The 16,838-nt window shown below is 69.3% G+C and carries 9 protein-coding genes; all 9 read left to right on the top strand.

The genetic code is table 11. The annotated features are described in order from the left end of the window. The first annotated feature begins 95 nt into the window (after positions 1–95). The 9 genes from E5P3_RS15055 (at position 96) to E5P3_RS15015 (ending at position 16,801) form a co-directional block, all read left to right on the top strand. Positions 96–2,069, top strand: coding sequence for an ABC transporter ATP-binding protein (locus tag E5P3_RS15055; protein ID WP_197893967.1), 1,974 nt, complete (start codon positions 96–98; stop codon positions 2,067–2,069). A 305-nt stretch (positions 2,070–2,374) separates the two neighbouring features. Beyond that, positions 2,375–3,358, top strand: coding sequence for a hydroxymethylglutaryl-CoA lyase (locus E5P3_RS15050; protein ID WP_162586729.1), 984 nt, complete (start codon positions 2,375–2,377; stop codon positions 3,356–3,358). A gap of 103 nt (positions 3,359–3,461) precedes the next feature. Continuing rightward, the gene (locus E5P3_RS15045) at positions 3,462–4,844 is read left to right on the top strand and encodes a DUF2868 domain-containing protein (protein ID WP_232073140.1); all 1,383 of its coding nucleotides are present in this window, start codon (positions 3,462–3,464) and stop codon (positions 4,842–4,844) included. A gap of 2 nt (positions 4,845–4,846) precedes the next feature. Further along, on the top strand, positions 4,847–6,292 hold the full coding sequence (locus tag E5P3_RS15040; protein ID WP_162586728.1) for a GTPase/DUF3482 domain-containing protein: 1,446 nt from the start codon (positions 4,847–4,849) through the stop codon (positions 6,290–6,292). A 96-nt stretch (positions 6,293–6,388) separates the two neighbouring features. Further along, on the top strand, positions 6,389–7,033 hold the full coding sequence (locus E5P3_RS15035) for a CDP-alcohol phosphatidyltransferase family protein (protein WP_162586727.1): 645 nt from the start codon (positions 6,389–6,391) through the stop codon (positions 7,031–7,033). 37 nt (positions 7,034–7,070) lie between these two features. Then, a complete protein-coding gene (locus tag E5P3_RS15030; protein ID WP_162586726.1) occupies positions 7,071–8,621 on the top strand; it encodes a phospholipase D family protein in 1,551 nt (516 codons plus the stop codon). Positions 8,622–8,637: 16 nt separating this feature from the next. Next, a complete protein-coding gene (locus E5P3_RS15025; protein ID WP_162586725.1) occupies positions 8,638–11,346 on the top strand; it encodes a helix-turn-helix transcriptional regulator in 2,709 nt (902 codons plus the stop codon). 70 nt (positions 11,347–11,416) lie between these two features. Continuing rightward, positions 11,417–14,068: a LuxR C-terminal-related transcriptional regulator gene (locus tag E5P3_RS15020; RefSeq protein ID WP_162586724.1), complete on the top strand. Its 2,652-nt coding sequence runs from the start codon at positions 11,417–11,419 to the stop codon at positions 14,066–14,068. Positions 14,069–14,149: 81 nt separating this feature from the next. Next, a complete protein-coding gene (locus tag E5P3_RS15015) occupies positions 14,150–16,801 on the top strand; it encodes a helix-turn-helix transcriptional regulator (protein WP_162586723.1) in 2,652 nt (883 codons plus the stop codon). The last annotated feature ends 37 nt before the right edge of the window (positions 16,802–16,838 follow it).

Genomic DNA, 16,838 nt, shown 5'->3' with positions numbered 1-16,838 from the left:
ATATGCACAGCCTCCCATGGATGGCCGGCGAAACCCTTGCCAAGCACATCGGCATGCGCACCGCTACAGTGACGCCTCCCTGGAGACCGCCACCCTTGTTCGCCTACTTCGAAAAACTACTCCACCCCTACCCCCCCGCCGAGCCCAGGCTTCCGCCAGGCGGCTTCTTCGCCTTCCTCTGGGCCTGCATCGAGGGCCTGCGCGGAAAGATCCTCGCGATGGCGCTGCTCACGGCCGCGATGTCGGCCTTCGAGGCGCTGCTGTTCGCCATGCTGGGTCGCATCGTCGACTGGCTCGGCGGCCAGGTGCCTGCGCGGCTTTGGGAAGAGCGCGGCACCACGCTGATGTGGCTGGGCATCGCCCTCACCGCCAGCATTGGCGTGGTGGCGCTGCAGACCATCGTCAAGCACCAGACGCTGGCGGTGAACCTGCCGATGCGCCTGCGCTGGAACTTCCACCGGCTGATGCTGGGCCAGAGCATGGCCTTCTACCAGGACGAGTTCGCCGGCCGCATCACGGCCAAGGTGATGCAGACCGCGCTGGCGGTGCGCGAGACGATCTTCGTGCTGGCAGACGTGCTGGTGGCCATGGCCGTCTATGTCGCCACCATGATCGTGCTGGCGGCCGTGCTCGACCGCCAGCTGATGCTGCCCTTCGCGATCTGGCTCCTGCTCTACATCGCGATGCTGTTCTTCTTCGTCCCGCGGCTGGGCAAGATCGGCAAGGCGCAAGCCGATGCGCGCGCCATGATGACCGGCCGCATCACCGATGCCTACACCAACATCGCCACGGTCAAGCTGTTCTCGCATGCGCACCGCGAGGCCGGCTTCGCGCGCGCGGCCATGCAGGACTTCATGGCGACGGGCTACGGCCAGATGCGGCTGGTGAGCGCCTTCGAGATCGCCAATCACGCGCTCAGCATGGGCCTGACCGCCGGCATGGCGGGCATGGGCCTGTGGCTTTGGTCGCAGGGCGCGGTGGGCGTCGGCGCGGTGGCGGCCGCGACGGCAATGGCGCTGCGCCTGCAGGGCATGTCGCACTGGATCATGTGGGAGATGACCAGCCTGTTCGAGAACATCGGCACGGTGCAGGACGGCATGAAGACGCTGTCGCGCCCGCGCACCGTGCTCGACGCGCCCGATGCCGCCACGCTCGCGGTGCCGCGCGGCGAGGTCCGCTTCGAGCACGTCAGCTTCCGCTACGGACTGGCCCCGGACGAAGGCGGCCGCCGCGTGATCGACGATCTCACGCTGACTGTCGCGCCCGGCGAGAAGATCGGCCTGGTCGGCCGCTCCGGCGCCGGCAAGTCCACGCTGGTGAACCTGCTGCTGCGATTCCACGACCTGGAAAGCGGCCGCATCCTGATCGACGGCCAGGACATCGCGCACGTCACGCAGAACTCGCTGCGCGCACACATCGGCATGGTCACGCAAGACACCTCGCTGCTGCACCGCTCGGTGGCCGACAACATCGCCTACGGCCGGCCCGACGCGAGCGCTGCGGCGGTCCGCGCGGCGGCCGAGCGCGCCGAGGCGCACGACTTCATCCAGACCCTGGGCGACGCGAACGGCCGACGCGGCTACGAGGCGCATGTGGGCGAACGCGGAGTCAAGCTCTCGGGCGGCCAGCGCCAGCGCATCGCCATCGCGCGCGTGATGCTGAAGGACGCGCCGATCCTGCTGCTCGACGAGGCCACCAGCGCGCTCGACTCCGAGGTCGAGGCCGCGATCCAGGCCAGCCTGTACCGGCTGATGGAGGGCAAGACCGTGATCGCGATCGCGCACCGGCTTTCCACGATCGCGGCCATGGACCGGCTGATCGTGCTCGACCAGGGCCGCGTGGTCGAGCAGGGCGACCACCAGACGCTGCTGGCCCGGGGCGGGCTCTACGCGCGGCTGTGGGCGCACCAGAGCGGCGGTTTCCTGGGCAAGGACGACGAGGAAGACGATGAAGAGGGACCTGGAATCCCTGGCGAGTCCTACAGTGCGCGAGGCCGGGCGACTACAGCCCGGCAGCCGGTTGCTGGCAAGCTGGCACCGTCTTCAACGCAAGAGGAGCCTGCGCCGTGAATTCCATCATCTATATCGTCGGTCTGGTCGTGGTCGTGGTGGCCGTACTGTCTTTCTTCGGGTTGCGCTGACCGGCTCCGCCGGCATTTGCCGCGAGCCCAGTGAAGCCACGCCACCGCCAAGGCACGTCCCCTCCCACAGCCCGTGCCAGCCCTTTTGCTGGCGCGCGGCTTTCTCCCAGAACGCCTGCATCGAGCGACAGCCGGACCTGCCGCGCTGGTCCTCGATGCTTCCCTCTTCGCCTCGATCGCGAGAAGTGCTCCCGGCTGGTCCGGCAACCGGCCGGGCGATACCATGAGGCCATCATGCAACTTCCGCGCAAGATCGAGATTCACGAGGAAGGCCCGCGCGAGGGCTTCCAGTTCGACAAGCGGGCGTTCGCGCTGGAAAACCGCGCGGCGCTGGTGGAGGCCCTTGCCGACACCGGCCTGCACCAGATCCAGGTCGCATCTTTCGTGCATCCCCAACTCGTCCCGCAGATGGCCGATGCCGAACAGCTCTTCGCCCTGCTGCGCAGGCGCCCGGGCGTGCGCTACACCGGCCTCTGGCTCAACGAGCGCGGCTTCGAGCGCGCCCGCAAGGCCGAGAACATCGACCTGATCGGCAGCCTCGGCTTCTACGCCTCCAACGCCTTCTGCCGACAGAACAACAACTGCGAGGCCGATGCGATGCGCGATGCGCAGCGCGGCTGGATCTCGCGCTACCGCGAAGCCGGCGTGCCGCTGGAGACGGCCCACATCATGACCGCCTTCGGCTGCAACCTGGAGGGCGCCGTTCCTCCCGAACGCGTGGTGGCCATCGCACGCTGGCTCAAGGCCGTCTGCAATTCCGAGGGCGTGGACATCCCCGCCCTCTACCTCTGCGACACCGTGGGCTGGGCCAACCCGCTCGCCATCGAGCGGGTGGTCGGCGAAGTGCGCGATGCGGTGCCAGGGGTGCGCATCGGCCTGCATCTGCATGACACCCGCGGCAGCGGCGCGGCCAACTTCCTGGCCGGGCTCCAGAACGGGGTGGACCTCTACGACAGCTCGGTGGGCGGCCTGGGCGGGTGCCCTTTCTGCGGCCATACCTCCAATGCGGCCGGCAACGTGTGCACCGAGGACATGGTCTTCATGTGCCATGAGATGGGCATCGAGACCGGCATCGACCTCGACAAGCTCATCGCCGCGGCACAGCTGGCCGAACGAATCTTCGGCCAGACCCTGACCGGCCACGTGATGCATGCCGGTTCGCTCGGACGCTTCCGCTCCAGCCCGCGCGCAGCCGGCGAAGCACTGGCTGCGCGCTGACACATTCCTATTCCTGCCGGCCGGGCAGGCGTCGTGCAGCCGTCGATGTCCGGTTTTCATCGAGGCCCCGGGCATAATTCCGCGCTCTTCTCGAAGGAAGCCGTTGAATCCCGGAGCGCTCCCCTTTTCATTTCAGGATGCGGCGATCGTCGAGGCCGTGCAACTGGTCGAAGAAGCCGGCCCGCTGGACGATGCGCAAGCCATGCGCCAGGCGATGGCGGCGCGCGCCGATGGCGGCGGACGGATCGTCGAGCGGGCCCGCGTTCTCGGGCAGCGCCTCGGACTGCAGGACGAGCTGGCCCGTGCCCGTGCCTGGGCGCCCTGGATCCTGCTGGCGCTGGTCGCGCTGATCGTGCTCGGCGGCCTGGCGCTCGCCGGCAGCGTGGTGGGCGGCAGCGAACGCAGCATCAACGTGGTGGTGGCGCTGGCCAGCCTGCTCGGCCTGCATCTGTTGACCCTGCTGCTGTGGCTGCTCGGGCTGGCGCTGCCCCTGGGCTCCCTCAATCTCTCCCTCGGCTGGCTCTGGCTTGCGCTCACGGCGCGCGTGGCGGGCGGGCGCCAGGGCCAGGCGCCGCTGCTGCTGCGCGCGGCGACGCGACTGCTGGTCCGCGCGCGGCTCGCGCCCTGGGCGCTGGGCTTCGTGAGCCATGCGATCTGGTCGCTCTCCTTCGCCGTGGTGCTCGCGGTGCTGTTGTTCGCGCTGGCTTTCCGCAGCTACACGCTGAGCTGGGAGACCACCATCCTCGATCCGGCCTTCTTCGTGCACGCCGTCCAGTGGCTGGGGCGTGCGCCGGCCTGGCTGGGTTTCCCGGTGCCGGATGCGCAGACCGTGCTCTCGCCGCAGGCGGCCACCGCCGGCCAGCGCGACTGGGCGCTGTGGCTCACCGGCTGCATCCTGGTCTACGGACTGCTGCCGCGGCTGTTCTTCTTGCTGCTGTGCGCGGCCGTCTGGCGCTCGCGCCGCCGGGCGCTGCAGCCCGATCTGTCGCAGCCCCAGCATCGCCGCCTGCTGGCACGCTTCGAGGCCCTGGCGCCGCGGCAGATCGTCGATGCCGATCCCGGCAGCGCGCGGCACGACGCCCTGGCCGGCCTGGCGGCGGACCAGACCCGCGACACGCTGATGGCCATTGGCTTCGAGCTGCCCGAGGAGCTGCCCTGGCCGCCGCCCGCGCTCGACGCCGCGGGCGCGCAGGCACTGCGTGTCGACGGCAGCGCCGGCGCCCGGCGCGAGGCGCTGGACCTGCTCGCACGGCTGCGGCCGCGCCGCGTGCTGGTCGGCTGCAACGCCGCCGCCAGCCCCGACCGCGGCACCGAGCGCTTCCTGCGCGAGGTCGCCGCACTCAGTACCGAATGCCGGCTCTGGCTGCAGGGCGCCGAGGCCACGCCCGAGGCGCGCAGCCGGTGGCACGCCTGGCTGGCGGATGCCGGCCTCGGGCGCATCGAAGCCAGCGACGAAGCACGGGGCGCGCTGCGCGGGTGGACGTGAGCATGTCAGACCCCATCCGCATCGCGGTGGTCGGCCACACCAACGCCGGCAAGACCTCGCTGCTGCGCACGCTGACGCGGCGCGTGAACTTCGGCGAGGTGTCGCGGCAGCCCGGCACCACGCGCCATGTCGAAGCCATCGAGCTGCAGGTGGACGGCCGCGCCGCGGTGCGCTTCCTGGACACGCCGGGGCTGGAAGACGCGGTCGCGCTGCGCGAGCACATCGACGCCCTCGACGAGCGCGGCGAGCTCACCCCGCCCGAGCGCATCCGGCGCTTCCTCGCCGGGCCCGAGGCGCACGGCGTGTTCGAGCAGGAGGCCAAGGTACTGCGCGCCATGCTGGAGGTCGACGCCGCCTTCCTGGTGATCGATGCGCGCGAGCCGGTGCTGCCCAAGTTCCGCGCAGAGATCGAGCTGCTCGGCGCCTGCGCCCGGCCGCTGCTGCCGGTGATGAACTTCCTGCGCGACGCGGGAAGCCGCGAGGACGCGTGGAAGGCGCTGCTCCCCGCCTACGGCCTGCACGTGGTGGTGCGCTTCGACGCCGCCGCGCCCTTCGTCGGCGCCGAGCGAGAGCTCTACCGCGACCTCGCCACGCTGCTGCGCGAGCGGCGCGCGCAACTCGACCGGATCGCCGCCTTCCTGGACGAGGAATCCGCCCGGCGCCGCGAAGCGGCCGGCGAGCGCATCGCCGAGCTGCTGGTCGATGCGGCCGCGATGCGCCGCACGGCCTCGGCGGTCGAGTTCGAGATCGAGAGCAGCCGCGAGCGCCTGGTCGCCGCGCTCCAGAAGGCCGTGTTCGACAAGGCGCAGCGCTGCGCCTCCGACCTGCTGGCCCTCTACGGCTTTCGCGAGAACGATGCCGACGAAGCGCCGTTGCCGCTGGTGGCAGGCCGCTGGACCATGGACTTCTTCCACCCCGAGGCGCTGAAGCACGCCGGCATCCTGCTCGGCAAGGGCGTGGCCGTGGGCGCCGCCGTCGGCGTGGTGGCCGACCTGGCGCTGGCCGGCCTGTCGCTGGGCGCGGGAGCGGCGCTGGGCGGGGCCATCGGCGGCGCGCTCTCGCAGGGCTTCGGGCCGCTGGGCCGCAAGCTCGCCAACAAGCTGCGCGACGTCCACGAGCTCACGGTGGAGGACCGCGTGCTGGTGGTGCTCGCGGCCTGGCAGCTGAAGCTGCTGCGCGCGCTGGAGCAGCGCGGCCATGCCGCCGTCGATCGCATCGCCGCCCACGCGCCGACGGAAGCGCCAACGGACGACCTGGAAGCCGCCCGGCGTCCGCTGGCAGAGCTGGTGCGTGCCGCCCAGCCCGCGCGCAGCCATCCGGACTGGGACAGCGGCGCCCGCCTGCGCTGGCGCGAGGCGCCCCAGCGGCGCGACCTGGTGCTGCGGGTGGCGCGGCAGGTACCACCTGCCATCGAGGCCTTCGAGAAGAGCATTCGAGCGGGCAGTTGACGGCAAGCCCGGGGCCGTGGCATCGGACGGCGACTACACGCGATCTGCGCCACTTGCGCTAAGGTGCATCGCATCCCGACCCACCGAGGCGCAGACATGTCCACTCCTTCCCCGGTCGCGGCGCGGCCCCGCAAGCACTTCTCGATGATCCGCGGTTTCCACCTGGCCGACTTCTTCACGCTCGGCAACGCGGCCTGCGGCGTCGGCGTCGTGTTCCTCTCGATGGCCTACATCGGGAGCCAGCAACTCGCGCTTTTCCTCTGGGCGGCGGCGCTGGCGCCCGCCGCCTTCGTCTTCGACGTGTTCGACGGCCGCATCGCGCGCTGGCGGCAGACGCAGTCGGCCCTCGGGCGCGAGCTCGACTCGCTGGCCGACGTCATCTCCTTCGGCGTGGCGCCCGCCGCGCTCGGCTTCGCGGCCGGGCTGGACGGCGGCTGGGACTGCCTGATCCTCACCTACTTCGTCTGCTGCGGCGTGAGCCGGCTCGCGCGCTACAACGTCACGGCCGAGTCACTCTCGGGCGGCGGCGACAAGGTCAAGTACTTCGAGGGCACGCCGATCCCGACCAGCGTGGTGCTGGTCGGCGTGCTGGCCTGGGCCGCCTGGCAGGGCCGCCTCGGGGAGGCGGTGTGGGGCGGGGCATGGATGCTCGGGCCGTGGGTGCTGCACCCGCTGACCCTGCTCTTCGCGCTCTCGGGAACGCTGATGATCAGCAAGACGCTGCGGATTCCGAAGCTGTAGGAATCTGCACGCCCTGCAGGCCGGTTACCCTCCCGGCATGCGACCCCTGCGCGCCTTCCTTGCACTTTCGCTGGCACTCGTCCTCGCAGCCTGCGCGACGCTGCCGGCCACGGTCCAGCGCGCGCCCTCGTCCGCCTTCACCAGCACCGACGACACCCTCCTCGGCCGGGCCCTGGCGCCGGAGTTGATGGCGCATCCGGGGCTCACCGGAATCCTGCCGCTGATCGATGCAGGCGAGGCTTTCGCGGCGCGCATGGCGCTGGCCCAGGCGGCCGAGCGCAGCCTGGACATGCAGTACTACATCTGGCGCGGCGACACCACGGGGCAGTTGCTGTTAGAGGCCGCCTGGGCGGCCGCCGAGCGCGGCGTGCGCGTGCGGCTGCTGCTCGACGACAACAACACCAGCGGATTGGACGGCACGCTGGCCGTGCTCGATGCGCATCCGAAGCTCGAGGTCCGGCTCTTCAATCCCTTCGCCAACCGCAGCCTCAGGGCCGGCGACTTCGCGCTGGACTTCTCGCGCGTCAACCGCCGGATGCACAACAAGTCCTTCACGGCGGACAACCAGGTCGCCATCGTCGGCGGCCGCAACGTGGGCGACGAATACTACGGGGCCGACCAGTTGCTCGGCTTCCAGGACCTCGATGTCGTCACGGTCGGTCCGGTGGTGCGCGAGGTCTCGCGCCAGTTCGACCTGTACTGGAACAGCGAGGCCGCCTATCCTGTTGCTGCTCTGCTCGGCCAGCCGCCGCCCGACGCGACAGCGCAACTGCGCGCGAGGTGGACCGGCCTGCGCGAGCAGCCGCAGACGCAGCTCTACCTGGAGGCCGTGCGCCAGACGCCGCTGATGCGGGAGGTCGCCGCGCGCCGCCTGCCCTTCGAGTGGGCCGATGCGCACGTGGTGAGCGATCTGCCGTCGAAGGTGCAGGCGTCCGACGGGCGCGCGCAGCAGCTCATGTTCCCCCTGCTCAGGGTGGCAATGGGCGAACCCCGGCGCGAGCTCGACCTGGTGTCGCCCTACTTCGTGCCCGGCGCGGAGGGCGCGCAGGAACTCGCCGCGCTGGCCCGGCGCGGCGTGGCGGTGCGCGTTCTGACCAACTCGCTGGCCGCAACCGACGTGGCCGCGGTGCATGCCGGCTATGCCCGCTACCGCAAGGGCCTGCTGGCCGCCGGCGTCGTCCTCTACGAGCTCAAGCCGAGCGCTGCGCCGCCGCCGCGGCCGGAGGAGGAAAAACGCCGCAACCCCGGTGGCAGCTCGGCCGCGAGCCTGCATGCCAAGACCTTCGCGGTGGATCGCAGGCGCATCTTCGTCGGCTCGCTCAACCTCGATCCGCGCTCGGTGCACCTCAACACCGAGATGGGCGTGGTGATCGACAGCCCCACCCTCGCGCGGCGGCTAGGGGTGGAGATCGACCAGGCGGTGCCGACATTGGCCTACGAGGTGCGCCTGCCCCAGGGCGGCGGCATGGAGTGGATCGACCGAGGCCCCGACGGCGAGACACGCTACCGCAGCGAGCCCGATACCGGCGGACTTCGGCGCCTGTGGGTCGACTTCCTGTCGCTGCTGCCGATCGAGTGGCTGCTGTAGGGCCTGCTACGGCTCATTGGCCGGCGCCGGCTGCCCCGCCGTTGCACGGCGGTGTCACAGGCCTATAGTCCGGATTCGCATGCAGTCCATCAGCCTTTCCAGAGCCAAGATCCAGGCGCCCCGGTTCCGGGGCGGACTCATCGAGCGCGAGGATCTGGAACAGCACCTCGGCGATGCACTGACGAACCGACGCCTGGTCCTGCTCGTGGCGCCCGCCGGCTACGGCAAGACGGCCGCGCTGTCGCGCCAGCTGCAACGGCTTCCTGCAGGCTGCGCCGTCGCCTGGCTCACCGCGGACGAAGAAGACGATCTGCAGCGGCTGCTCTCGCATCTGATCGAAGCGCTGGAACCCCTCGATCCGCCGTGGCGCCTGGCCCCCGAGGCCTTGTTCGAGCTGGTGGCCCAGGGCCGGCAGCGCGAGGCCGCGTCCGCATTGCTAGGCGCGCTCGAAGCCACCGAAACGGCCAACGGCGTGATCGTGCTGGACGACCTGCATGCCGTCGCGGACGCCCGCGTGTTCGAATTCCTGGGCCACGTGCTCGAAGGCTTGCCCCAGAACTGGACGCTCGCCATTGCGACGCGCGTGGAGCCGCCACTGGCGCTGGGGCGCTGGCGCGCGCGGCGCGAAATCGCCGAGTTCGACGAGACGGCCCTGAGCTTCTCCAGGCGGGAAGTGCAGGATCTGTGGCGCCATGCGACGGGCGAGGACAACCCCGAGCAGGCCGACCGCCTGCTCGAGCGCACCCAGGGCTGGGTCGCCGGACTGAGCCTGAGCCTTGAAGCGTCGCGAAGATTGGCTGCGACGGCCCCGAAGGGCATCTGGCACAACCGCCGCCACCTGTTCGAGTACCTGGCCAGCGAAGTCCTCGAACAACTCCCAGGCGAACTGCAGGCGTTTCTCCTGCGCTGCTCCTTGTTGGCTGAACTCACGGTGCCGCGCTGCGAGCAGATCAGCGGCAATCCGTGCGCCGCCCGGTTGCTGGAGGACATCGAGCGCCGGCGGCTGTTTGTCTCCGTGCTCGACAGCGAAGAACTGACGATGCGCCTGCACGATCTCTTTCGCGACTTCCTGGAGGAACGCCTGCGCCGGCTCCATCCCGAGGAGGTGCCCGCGCTGCTGCGCCTTGCCGCCCGGGGCGAAACAGACCCGGTGCGCCGCACGCTCATGCTCGTGCGCGCGGGCGCCTGGGACGATGCGCAGCAGAGCGTGGCCGATGCGACCCCGGACATGCTGGCCTGCGATGAGGGCGCTCAGGTGATTCGCATCATCGAGCAGTTTCCTGCCGACATCCAGGCCCGGTCTCCGTTCCTGGCCTATACCCGCGGCCTGTGCGCCTGGCCGCACTACCAGTACGGCGCGGTGTGCGCTGCCATGGAACATGCCGCGGCCGGGTTCGACTCGCTCGGACAGCACGGCGACGCGCAGCGCGCCCGGGCCATGCAGGCGCTGGCCATGTTCTTCTGTGGCCGAATGGAGGAGGCCCGGCGCCTCAGCCAGGTTGTTCGCGCGCGGCCCATGGACCTCGAAATCGAGACGCTCAGCGAGCTGCTCGACTTCTGGTACGAAGGCCACCACGGGCCGGTCCACGGACCTGGCGATCACCTCGCCAAAGTAGTCGATCTGCTGATGCAGGGAGGTGGCGCCGAACTGTGGTTTCGCTGCATGCCCCGCGTCAACGTGTTCATCAGCCGCCCCGGTGTGAGCACTCAGATTCGGCGTCTGATCCATGGCGCCAGGGCGACCCTCGGCGATGGCCACTGGTCCCTGCACGCCAATGCGAACCTGATGGAAGCCTGGCTGCTTCTCTGGCAGGGCAGGATCGCCGAGCTGGAGGCCCAGTTCCAGAGGACCGAAGAAGACTCCCGTTGGCTGGGCCAGCCCGCGGGCTTGCGCATTCGGCAGCTGACCCCGAAGATCATGTACCACCTGGCCTGCGACGACAGGGATGCCGTGCGCGCGACGCGCGACGCCATCGTGGCGCATGTCGCCTTCCTGGACCACTCCAGCGATATGCCGCATGCGGTGCTCAACTCCGTCCTGACGGCCTCCGCCGCCATCGGGGACTGGCCGGCCGTGCGCATGCACTTGCCGGCTTTCGAAGTCGCGGTTGGCCATGACAGCCCCAGCGTGCAGCTGTCCATCCGAACCTTCGAGGCACAGCAAGCGCTTCAGGAAGGCCGCATCGGCGAAGCCCTGACAGCGCTTCGCGAGCTGGTGACAAGATCGGCTTCTCTCGACTCGATCTTCCTCGATGCCACGGTCCGGACACAGCTTGCGCTCGCCGAGCTGGCCGATGGTTCACCGACGGCCGCCTGGCGAGCGCTGGAGCCCTTGATCGAGCGGGTAACGACCAGCGGAAATATGGGCCAGATCCTGTTCATGGGCGTGCAGGTCCTGACCGAGCTGTCGCTGGCCCCGTGGGGGAGCGCCGCGTCCAAGGAGGGATCGGCGACCCTGCGGCATTGGGTCGAGACCGCCCGGCGGTTCAAGGCCGGCTCGCACGAGCGGCCTCGTGCCTCGGCAGCCCAGGATGCAGGCCTCAGTGCCCGCGAACTCGAGGTCCTCGCGTTGCTCGCGGACGGCCAGAGCAACAAGCTGATCGCGCGGGCCCTGGATCTGAGCCCGCATACGGTCAAGCGCCATGTCGCGCGCATCCTCGATCGGCTCGACCTGGCTTCGCGCATGCAGGCGGCCCAGTGGTACCGCACACGTTTCGGCACCTGAGGCGGCCCCGTCGCACGGCTATTGCGGCTGTCGCGATCCATTGTCTGCAGGTCTATAGTCCCATTCACCCATGCAGTCCGCCAGCCTCGCCAGAGCCAAGATCCAGACGCCCCGCTTCCGCAGCGGGCTGATCGAGCGCAGCGAACTCGAAGAGCAGCTCGGCGATGCCCTGGCGACCCGGCGCCTGGTTCTTCTCGTCGCGCCGGCAGGCTATGGCAAGACGGCCGCACTGTCGCGGCAAATGCAGCGGCTGCCCCCCGGCTGCGCCGTTGCCTGGCTCACCGCCGACGACGAAGACGATCTCCAGCGGCTCCTCTCCCACCTGATCGAAGCACTGGAGCCGCTCGATCCCCCGTGGCGGCTGGCGCCCGAGGCCTTGCTCGAATTGGTGGCCCAAGGGCGGCTGCGGGAAGCGGCGTCTGCCTTGCTCAGCGTGCTCGAGGCCACCGCCGCGACCAAGGGCGTGATCGTGCTGGACGACCTGCATGCCGTCGCGGACGCCCGCGTGTTCGACTTCCTGGGCCACCTGCTCGACGGCCTGCCGCAAAACTGGACGCTCGTCATCGCATCGCGCGTGGAGCCGCCGCTGGCGCTGGGGCGCTGGCGCGCGCGGCGCGAAGTGGCCGAGTTCGACGAGACCACCCTGGGCTTCTCCAGGAAGGAAGTGCAGGACCTGTGGCGCCATGCCACCGGACGCGACGACCCCGAGCAGGCGGATCGCCTGCTCGACCGCACCCAGGGATGGGCCGCCGGGCTCTGCCTGAGCCTCGAAGCATCCGAAAGATCGACGACCAGCGCGCCAGCGGGCACCTGGCACAACCGACGCCATCTGTTCGAATACCTCGCCAGCGAAGTTCTCGAAGACTTGCCGCTCGAACTGCAGGAGTTTCTGCTGCACTGCTCGGTGCTTTCCGAACTCACGGCAGCGCGCTGCGAGCAGATAAGCGGGAATCCGCGCGCCGCCCATCTGCTTGAAGACATCGAGCGCCGGCGCTTGTTCACCTACGTGCTCGAGGGCGACGGCGATGAACTGACACTGCGCTTGCACGAACTCTTCCGCGACTTCCTGGAGGAGCGCCTGCGCCGGCTCCATCCTGAAAAAGTGCCTGCGCTGCTGCGCCTTGCCGCCCAGGGTGAAGCAGACCCTGTGCGCCGCACGCTCATCCTCCTGCGCGCAGGCGCGTGGGACGAGGCACAGCGAAGCCTCGCCGACGCCACCGCAAACATGCTGGCCTGCGACGAGGGTGCCCAGGTGATTCGTCTCATCGAGCAGTTTCCTGCCGACATCCAGGCCACATCGCCCTCGCTGGCCTATGTGCGCGGCCTGTGTGCCTGGCCCCACTACCAATACGGCGCGGTGAGATCGGCCATGGAGCGGGCTGCAAGTGGCTTCGAGGCACTGGGACGAAACCGCGACGCCCAGCGCGCGCGGGCCGTGCAGGCGCTGGCCATGTTCTTCTGCGGGCAGATGCCGGACGCCCGAAGCCTGAGCCAGGCTGTTCGCTCCCAGCCCATGGACCGTGATACCGAAACGCTCAGCGAACTGTTCAACTTTTGGTACGAGGCCTACCACGGCCCGATCGATGGCCCCGGCCATCGCCTTGCCAGGGTGGTCGACCTGCTGATGCAAGGGGCCAGCGCCGAGCTTTGGTTTCGCTGCATTACCCGCGTCAACATCCTCATCAGCCGCCCCCGCGTGAGCGCCCAGATCCAGCGCTTGGTCAACGGCGCCAGGGCCGTGGCGGGCGACGGACAATGGTCCCTGCAGGCGAGCGCGAACCTGACAGAAGCCTGGCTGCTGCTCTGGCAAGGGCGGATCGCCGAGCTGGAGGCCGCATTCCAGAGGATGGAGGAAGACTCCCGGTGGCTGGGCCAGCCCCCGGGGCTGCGCATTCGGCTGCTGACGCTGAAGGTCATGTACCACGTGAGCTGCGACGACAAGGATGCCGTGCGCGCGACGCGCGACGCCATCATCGAGCATGTTTCCCTGCTGGAACGCTCCGGCGAAATGCCCCTGCTCTATCTTTCCGTCGCCGTCAGGGCCTCCGCCGCCATCGAGGACTGGCCGACCGTGCGCACGCACCTGCCGGCGTTCAACACCGGAGTCGGCCATGAGAACCCCAGCATGCGGATGTTCCTCAGCACCTTCAAGGCCCAGCTGGCCTTGCACGAGGGACGCATCGGCGAGGCTTTGACGTTGCTTCGCGAGCTGGTCGCCAGATCGGCCGTGCTCGACACCAACAGCCTCGATGCCACGGTAAGGACACGGTTGGCGCTCGCCGAGCTCGCCGATGGCTCGCCTACGGCCGCCTGGCGCGCGCTGGAGCCGTTGATCGAGCGGGTGGCCGCCAGCGGCAATGTGGGCCAGGTCCTGGTCGCGGGCGTGCCTTGCCTGACCGAGCTATCACTCGCGCCGTGGGGCAATGCCGCATCGAGCGATGGGCTGGCAACCTTGCGCCAATGGGTCGAGAGCGTGCGGCGGTTCAAGGCCGGCAAGCACGAGCGGCCGCGTCCCCTGGCAGTCAACGATGCAGGCCTCAGCGAGCGGGAACTGCAGGTCCTCGCGCTGCTGGCCGACAGCCAGAGCAACAAGCTGATCGCACGGGCTCTGGACCTGAGCCCGCATACCGTGAAGCGCCATGTTGCGCGCATCCTCGACCGGCTCGACCTGACGTCTCGAATGCAGGCGGCCGAGTGGTACCGCACACACGTCGGCAGCTGACGCCGTCCGCCATCGCAGCTCGACCGGCTGCCGAAGGCCCTGCTGTCGCATTGCAGGCCTCATGTCATAGTCGTTTTCCGCATGCAATCCACCAGCTTCGCCAGAGCCAAGATCCAGACGCCCCGTTTCCGCCGCGGCCTGATCGAGCGCGGCGAGCTTGAAAAGCGCCTTGGCAATGCGCTGGCGCATCGGCGGCTGGTCCTCCTCATCGCCCCTGCGGGCTACGGCAAGACGGCCGCACTGTCGCGCCAGTTGCAGCGGCTTCATGCCGGCTATGCCATCGCCTGGGTCACCGCCGACGCGCACGACGATCTCCAGCGCCTCCTCGCCCACCTGATCGAAGCGCTGGAACCCCTGGATCCGCCATGGCGCCTGGCGCCCGAGGCCTTGTTCGAGCGGGTGGCCCAGGGCCGCCTGCGCGAGACGGCGACCGCGTTGCTCGGCACTCTCGAAGCCACGGACACGCCCGGCCACGGTGTGATCGTGCTCGACGATCTTCATGCCATCGCCGACGCCCGCGTGTTCGAGTTCCTGGGCCACCTGCTCGAAGGCTTGCCGCCGAACTGGACGCTCGTGATTGCCTCGCGCGTGGAGCCTCCGCTGGCGCTGGGCCGCTGGCGCGCACGGCGCGAAGTGGCCGAGTTCGACCAGGCCGCGCTGAGCTTCTCGAAGCAGGAAGTGCAGGATCTGTGGCGCCATGCGTCGGGCGAGGACGATCCGGAGCAGGCAGATCGCCTGCTCGAGCGGACCCAGGGCTGGGCCGCCGGACTCAGCCTCAGCCTCGAAGCGTCGCAAAGGTCGGCCGCCACGGCGCCGACGAGCGTGCGGCACAACCGCCGCCGCTTGTTCGACTATCTGGCCAGCGAAGTCCTCGAAGAACTGCCGGGCGAACTGCAGGAGTTCCTGCTGCGCTGCTCCTTGCTGCCCGAACTCACGGTGCCGCGCTGCAAGCAGATCAGCGGCAACCCGCGGTCGGCCCGGCTGTTGGAGGACATCGAACGCCGCCGGCTGTTCAGCTCGGTGCTCGACACCGAAGAGCTGACGCTGCGCCTGCACGATCTCTTTCGCGACTTCCTGGAGGAGCGCCTGCGCCGGCTCCATCCCGACGAAGTGCCGGCGCTGCTGCGTCTTGCCGCGCAGGGCGAGATCGATCCCGTGCGCCGCACGCTCATGTACCTGCGCGCAGGCGCCTTGGATGAGGCCCAGCAATGCCTGGCCGACGCGACGGCGGACCTGCTGGCTTCCGACAAAGGCGCCGAGGTGATTCGCATCATCGAGCAGTTTCCTGCCGACATCCAGACGCGCTCGCCCTTGCTCGCCTATATCCGGGGCTGGTGCGCCTGGCCGCGCTACCAGTACGGCGCGGTCCGGTCGCATATGGAGCATGCGGCGGCCGGCTTCGATGCACTGGGGCGGCACGGCGACGCGCAGCGCGCGCGGGCGATGCAGGCCCTGGCGATGTTCTTCTGCGGCCACATGGCGCAGGCCCGGTGCCTGAGCCAGACGGTTCGCTCCCGATCCATGGATCTCGAGACCGAGACGCTCGGCGAACTGTTCGACTTCTGGTACGAGGGCCATCACGGGCCGGTCGACGGACCCGGCCATCACCTTGCCAGGACGATCGACCTGCTGGAACAAGGGCACAGCGCCGAACTGTGGTTTCGCTGCATGCCCCGCGTGAACATGTTCAGCAGCCGCCCCCAGGTGAGCGAGCAGATTCGGCGCATGGTCGACGGCGCCAGGGCCTCCATGGGGGACGGCCAGTGGTCCCTGCATGCCAACGCGAACCTCATGGACGCCTGGCTGCATCTCTGGCAAGGCAGGATCGCCGAACTGGAGGTCGCGTTCCAGAACATAGAAGAAGATGCGCAGTGGCTGGGCCAGCCCGCTGGTTTGCATGTTCGGCTGCTGACGCTGAAGGTCAACTATCAGTTGATCTGCGACGACACGGACGCTGTCCGCGAGACCCGTGACACCATGGCCGCGCATGCTGCATTGCTGGACCCGTCCAGCGATCTGCCTTTGCAATACCTTTCCATCGTCGTGAGGGCCTCTGCCGCCATCGGGGACTGGCCGGCCGTGCGAATGCACTTGCCTGCCCTCGCGGTCCAGGTCGGCCATGAGAGCCCCTGCATGCGGATGTTCCTGCGCAGCATCGAGGCGCAGCTCGCATTCCAGGAAGGGCGCGCCGGCGAGGCGCTGAAGACGCTTCGCGAGCTTGCCGCAAAGTCTGCCGAGTTCGACACGATGTTCCTCGATGCCATGGTGCGGACTTGGCTTGCGCTCGCCGAGCTGGCCGATGGTTCACCGGCAGCAGCTTGGGCGGCACTGGAGCCGCTGATCGAGCGCGTCGTGTCCAGCGGCAATGTAGGCCAGGTCCTGGTCACGGGTGCGCAGGGTCTGAACGAGCTATCGCTCGCCTCTTGGGGAGATGCGGCTTCCAGGGAGGGACTGGCGGTCTTGCGCGAATGGACCGAGGTCGCACGGCGCTTCAAGTCCGGCGCGCAGAAGAAGCCACGCAGCCCGGCAGCCCAGGAGAATGCGGGTCTCAGCCAGCGGGAGCTCGAAGTCCTCGCTTTACTGGCTGCCGGGCAAAGCAACAAGCTGATCGCCAGGGCGCTGGACCTGAGCCCGCACACCGTCAAGCGCCATGTGGCACGCATCCTCGATCGGCTCGACCTGGCCTCGCGCATGCAGGCGGGTCAGTGGTACCGCACGCGCTTCGACACCTGAGTCCACCCCCCTCTGCAGGGCTATAGTCCGGCATCCC

Origin of the sequence: Variovorax sp. RA8, assembly GCF_901827175.1 — a bacterium.
Classification (GTDB): domain Bacteria; phylum Pseudomonadota; class Gammaproteobacteria; order Burkholderiales; family Burkholderiaceae_C; genus Variovorax.
The sequence above is the reverse complement of the archived record's forward strand: the minus strand, read 5'-3'. Positions and strand labels throughout refer to the sequence as shown.

Bases quoted from the DNA above. Each gene is read 5' to 3' on its own strand.
- E5P3_RS15050 (WP_162586729.1), top strand. From the start codon at position 2,375: ATGCAACTTCCGCGCAAGATCGAGATTCACGAGGAAGGCCCGCGCGAG.
- E5P3_RS15020 (WP_162586724.1), top strand. From the start codon at position 11,417: ATGCAGTCCGCCAGCCTCGCCAGAGCCAAGATCCAGACGCCCCGCTTC.
- E5P3_RS15030 (WP_162586726.1), top strand. From the start codon at position 7,071: ATGCGACCCCTGCGCGCCTTCCTTGCACTTTCGCTGGCACTCGTCCTC.
- E5P3_RS15015 (WP_162586723.1), top strand. From the start codon at position 14,150: ATGCAATCCACCAGCTTCGCCAGAGCCAAGATCCAGACGCCCCGTTTC.
- E5P3_RS15040 (WP_162586728.1), top strand. From the start codon at position 4,847: ATGTCAGACCCCATCCGCATCGCGGTGGTCGGCCACACCAACGCCGGC.
- E5P3_RS15035 (WP_162586727.1), top strand. From the start codon at position 6,389: ATGTCCACTCCTTCCCCGGTCGCGGCGCGGCCCCGCAAGCACTTCTCG.